Genomic DNA, 5,571 nt, shown 5'->3' with positions numbered 1-5,571 from the left:
ACGGCAAACTCGACCGCGCCGCCCTGCCCGCCCCCACCCGGCTCCCGTCGGCCTCCGCCGGCCTGCCCCGCTCACCCCGCGAGGAGATCCTCGCCACCCTGTTCGCCGAGGTGCTCGGCATCCCGCAGGCCGGCATCCACGAGGACTTCTTCGAGCTCGGCGGGCACTCGCTGCTCGCCACCCGGCTGACCAGCCGGATCCGGACCGTCCTCGGCGCCGAACTCGCCGTCCGCGACCTGTTCGAGGCCCCCACCGTCGCCGCCCTCGCCAAGGTCCTCGACGAGGCCAGGGACACCCGCCCCGCGCTGACCCCCGTCCCGCGGCCCGAACGGGTACCGCTGTCCTCCGCCCAGCGCCGGCTGTGGTTCCTCAACCGCCTCGAGGGGCCGAACTCCACCTACACCATCCCGCTCGCCCTGCGCCTGCACGGCGAACCCGACCAGCAGGCCCTGCGCGCCGCCCTCGCCGACCTGGTACGGCGCCACGAGAGCCTGCGCACCCTCCACCCGAGCCACGACGGCGAGCCGTACCAGCACGTCCTGCCGCCGGAGGAGGCCCAACCGGTGCTCGCCGTCGAGACCGCCTCCGAGGCGGACCTCGCCGAACGGCTCGCCCTCGCCGCCCGCCACCCCTACGACATCACCACCGAACTGCCGCTGCGTGCCACGCTGTTCACCCTCGCCGCCGACCAGCACGTGCTGCTCCTGCTGCTGCACCACGTGGCCGGCGACGGCTGGTCCCTGGCCCCCCTCACCCGCGACCTCGCCACCGCCTACGCCGCCCGGCGCGCCGGCACCGCCCCGCAGTGGCCGCCGCTCCCGGTCCAGTACGCCGACTACGCGCTCTGGCAGCAGCGCACCCTCGGCGACCCCGACGACCCCGACAGCCTCGGCGCCCGCCAACTCGACCACTGGGCAAAGACACTGGCCGGCGCACCCGAACACCTGGAACTCCCCGCCGACCGGAGCCGCCCGGCGGTGGCCACCCACCGCGGCCGGACCGTGCCGTTCCACCTGGAGCCCGAGCTGCTCACCCGGCTCACCCGGCTCGCCAGGGCCTGCGACGCCAGCCTGTTCATGGTCCTGCACGCCGCGTTCGCCGCCCTGCTCACCCGGATGGGGGCGGGCACCGACATCCCGATCGGCAGCCCGATCGCCGGGCGCACCGACGAGGCCCTGGACGACCTGGTCGGATTCTTCGTCAACACCCTGGTACTGCGCACCGACACCTCCGGCGACCCGACCTTCCGCGAACTGGTCGCCCGCACCCGCGACACCGACCTGGCCGCCTACGCCCACCAGGACCTGCCGTTCGAGAAGCTGGTCGAGGCGGTCAACCCGCAGCGCTCGGCGGCCCGCAACCCGCTGTTCCAGGTGCTGCTCGCGTTCCAGAGCACGCCCGAGGCGCAGCCCGCCCTGCCCGGCCTCGAGGTCACCGTGGAACCGGTCGAGGTCGGCTTCGCCAAGTTCGACCTGGCCCTGGCCGTCGCCGAGAAGCGCCACACCGACGGCACCCGGTCCCTGCGCGGCGACTGGGAGTTCAGCACCGACCTGTTCGACCGCGCCACCGTGGAGGCGCTCTCCACCCGGCTGACCGTGCTGCTGGAGGCCGTCGCCGCCGACCCGGACCGGCGGATCGGCGACGTCCCCGTCCTCTCCGGGGACGAGCGGCACCGGCTGCTCGACACCTGGAACGACACCGGCCGGCCCGGCCCCGACACCACCTGGCCCGCGCTGTTCGAGCAGCGGGCCGCCGAGCAGCCCGACGCCGTCGCCCTGGTCTGCGAGGAGGGCGAGCTCAGCTACGCCGAACTGAACTCCCGCGCCAACCGGCTGGCCCGCCTGCTGGTCGCCCGGGGCATCGGCCCCGAGCAGCGGGTGGCGCTGTCCCTGCCGCGCTCCGCCGACCTGATCACCGCCGTGCTCGCGGTCCTCAAGTCCGGCGCCGCCTACCTGCCGGTCGACCCCGGCTACCCCGCGGAGCGGATCGCCCACCTGCTGCGCGACGGCGCCCCGGCGCTGCTGCTCACCACCACCGCCCTCGCCCCCGGCCTGCCCGGGCCGGTACCGCGGATGCTGGTCGACACCGCGCCGACGGACGGCGTCGCCGACGGCGACCTCACCGACGCCGAACGCACCGCGCCGCTGCACCCGCTGCACCCCGCGTACGTCATCCACACCTCCGGCTCAACCGGGCAGCCGAAGGGCGTCCCGGTGCCGCACCGCAGCGTCACCGCCGTCCTGGTGCCGCTGATCGGGAAGTTCGGGCTGGGACCGGGCAGCCGGGTCCTGCAGTTCGCCTCGATCAGCTTCGACGCGGCCCTGTGGGAGATCACCCTGGGCCTGCTGTCGGGCGCCGCCCTGGTGGTGGCCCCCGCCGAGCAGCTGCGGCCCGGACCGGCCCTCGCCGAGCTGGTCACCCGGACCGGCACCACCTTCGCCACCCTGCCCCCGACCGCCCTCGCGGTCCTCGCCGACGGCGCCCTGCCGCCCGGCCTGGACCTGGTGGTGGCCGGCGAGGCCACCGCACCCGACCAGGTCGAACGCTGGTCCGCGGGACGGCGGATGACCAACGCGTACGGCCCCACCGAGGCCGCGGTCTGCGCCACCATGAGCGGGCCCCTGGCCGGCGCCGTGGTACCGCCGATCGGCCGCCCGGTCCCCGGCGCCCGGGTCTACGTGCTGGACGCCGCCCTGCGGCCGGTGGCGCCGGGCGTGACCGGGGAGCTGTACCTGGCGGGCGGCGGCCTGGCCCGCGGGTACCTGGACCGGCCGGCGCTGACGGCCACCCGCTTCGTGGCCGACCCGTTCGGCCCGGCCGGCGGCCGGATGTACCGCACCGGGGACCTGGCGCGCTGGACCACCGCCGGCGAGCTGGAGTTCGCCGGCCGCACCGACCACCAGGTGAAGATCCGCGGGTTCCGGATCGAGCCCGGCGAGGTGGAGGCCGCCCTGGTGGCCCACCCCACCGTCGGACAGGCGGCCGTGCTCGCCACCGAGCACGACGGCGACCGCCGGCTGGTCGCCTACCTGGTGCCCGCCGACCCCGCCGAGGGCCGCGACACCCGGGGCGAGCAGAGCCGGCTGGACAGCTGGCAGCAGACCTACGACGGCCACTACCGCGAGCTCGACGGCGCCTTCGGCGACGACTTCGCCGGCTGGAACTCCAGCTACACCGGCGCACCCATCCCCGTCGAGGAGATGGACCGGTGGCGGCAGGACAGCGTCGAACGGATCCGCGCCCTCGCCCCGCGCCGGGTGCTGGAGATCGGCTGCGGCGCCGGGCTGATCCTCGCCCCGCTGGCCGGCGACTGCGAGGAGTACTGGGGCACCGACATCTCCCCGGCCGTCATCGACCGGCTGCGCGAGCAGCTGGACGCCCGCCCCGACCTGGCCGGACGGGTCGAGCTGCGGGCGCAGCCCGCGCACGTCCTCGACGGCCTGCCCCGCGGCCACTTCGACACGGTGATTCTCAACTCCGTGGTCCAGTACTTCCCCAACGCCGCCTACCTCGCCGAGGTGCTCACCGGCGTCCTCGACCTGCTCGCCCCCGGCGGCTCGGTCTTCATCGGCGACGTCCGCAACGGCCGCCTGCTGGAGACCTTCCGCACCGCCGTCGAACTGCGCCGCGCCGGTGCCTTCGCGGACCGCGCCGCGGTGGCCCGCAGCATCGAGCAGAGCGTCACCGGCGAACCCGAACTGCTCCTCGACCCGGACTACTTCGCCGTCCTCGCCGCCGCCTCGCCCGCCGTCACCGGCGTCGGGATCGAGATCCGCCGCGGCCGCGACCACAACGAGATGAACCGGCACCGCTACGACGTGGTGCTGCGCACCGGCGCCGCCGCCACCGGGCACCTCCCCGAGCACTGCCTCGCCTGGGGCACCGACCTGACCGGCCCGGACCAGCTCGCCGCACTGCTGCGGGAGCGACGGCCCGAGCGGCTGCGGGTCACCGGGGTGCCCAACCTCCGCCTGGCACAGGAGAACCAGGCCCGCGCGGCGCTCGCCGACACCGACACCGCCACCGCCCTCGCCCGGCTCGACGCACCCGCCCCCGCAGGACTGCCCGACCCGGAGGAGCTGTACGCGCTCGGCGCCCGGCTCGGCCACCGGACCGCCGTCACCTGGTCCGCCGGCGACCAGGGCGCCCTGGACGTCGTGTTCACCCTGCCCGGCGCCGCCCCCGGGCCCGACCCCTACCGTCCGACCGCAGGCCCGGACACCCCGCTCGCCGCGCTGGCCAACGACCCCGCCCGCGCCCACGGCGCCGGCGAGCTGGTCGCGGCCGTCCGCACCCACGCCGAGCAACTGCTCCCGGCGCACCAGGTGCCCGCCGCGTACGTGGTGCTCGACGCCCTGCCGCTCACCCCCAACGGCAAGCTCGACCGCCGGGCGCTGCCCGCGCCCGACTGGACCGGCGACGCGGCCGGCCAGGCCCCGCGCAACCGGCGCGAGGAGGTGCTCGGCGCGCTGTTCGCCGAGGTCCTCGGCCTGCCCGGGGTCGGCGTCGACCGCGACTTCTTCGAACTCGGCGGGCACTCGCTGCTCGCCACCCGGCTGATCGGCCGGATCCGGACCGTCCTCGGCACCGAACTCGCCGTCCGCGACCTGTTCGAGGCCCCCACCGTCGCCGCCCTGGCGACCGTCGTCGGCGACGCCCAGGGCGTCCGCCCGCCCCTGCTGCCCCGGCCGCGGCCCGAGACGGTCCCGCTCTCCTCCGCCCAGCAGCGGCTGTGGTTCCTGCACCGGATGGAGGGCCCCGGCGCGACCTACAACATCCCGATGAGCCTGCGGCTGACCGGCCACCTGGACGAGGCCGCGCTGCGCGCCGCACTCGCCGACGTGACCGAACGCCACGAGACGCTGCGCACCCGCTACCCCGAGACCGGCGGCGTGCCCCGGCAGCAGGTCCTGCCGCCGGACGAGGCCCGCCCGGAGCTGCGGGTGGTGGACACCGACGAGGCCGAGCTGGACACCCTGCTGTCCGCGGAGGCCGCGACCGGCTTCGACCTGGCCGCCGAACTGCCGCTGCGCACCACCCTGTTCAGGCTCGCGCCCGACCGGCACGTGCTGCTGCTGGTGCTGCACCACATCGCCGGCGACGGCTGGTCCTGGCGCCCGCTCGCCCGCGACCTGTCCACCGCCTACGCGGCCCGCCTGACCGGCGCCGCGCCCACCGCACCGCCGCTGCCGGTCCAGTACGCCGACTACACCCTGTGGCAGCGCGACCTGCTCGGCGAGGAGACCGCCCCCGGCAGCCGCCACGCCCTCCAGCTCGACCACTGGACGAAGGCCCTGGCCGGCCTGCCTGAGCTGCTGGAACTCCCGCTGGACCGGCCGCGCCCCGCCGTCATCAGCTACCGCGGCGACCAGGTGCCGTTCCGGATCCCGCCGGCGCTGCACCGGCGCCTGCTGGCGCTGGCCGCCGAGAGCCGGGCCAGCCTGTTCATGGTCCTCCAGGCCGCCTTCGCCGAGCTGCTGACCCGCCACGGCGCGGGCACCGACATCCCGATCGGCAGCCCGATCGCCGGGCGCACCGACGAAGCCCTGGACGACCTGGTCGGGTTCTTCG

General features: G+C 76.0%; 1 protein-coding gene. It reads left to right on the top strand.

What is annotated here, in order from left to right; all coding sequences use genetic code 11:
• The coding region (locus AA75_RS50375; RefSeq protein ID WP_158515643.1) for a non-ribosomal peptide synthetase at positions 1 to 5,571 on the top strand (5,571 nt) is incomplete at both ends.

The organism is Kitasatospora sp. MBT63, assembly GCF_000710465.2.
Classification (GTDB): domain Bacteria; phylum Actinomycetota; class Actinomycetes; order Streptomycetales; family Streptomycetaceae; genus Kitasatospora.
The sequence above is the reverse complement of the archived record's forward strand: the minus strand, read 5'-3'. Positions and strand labels throughout refer to the sequence as shown.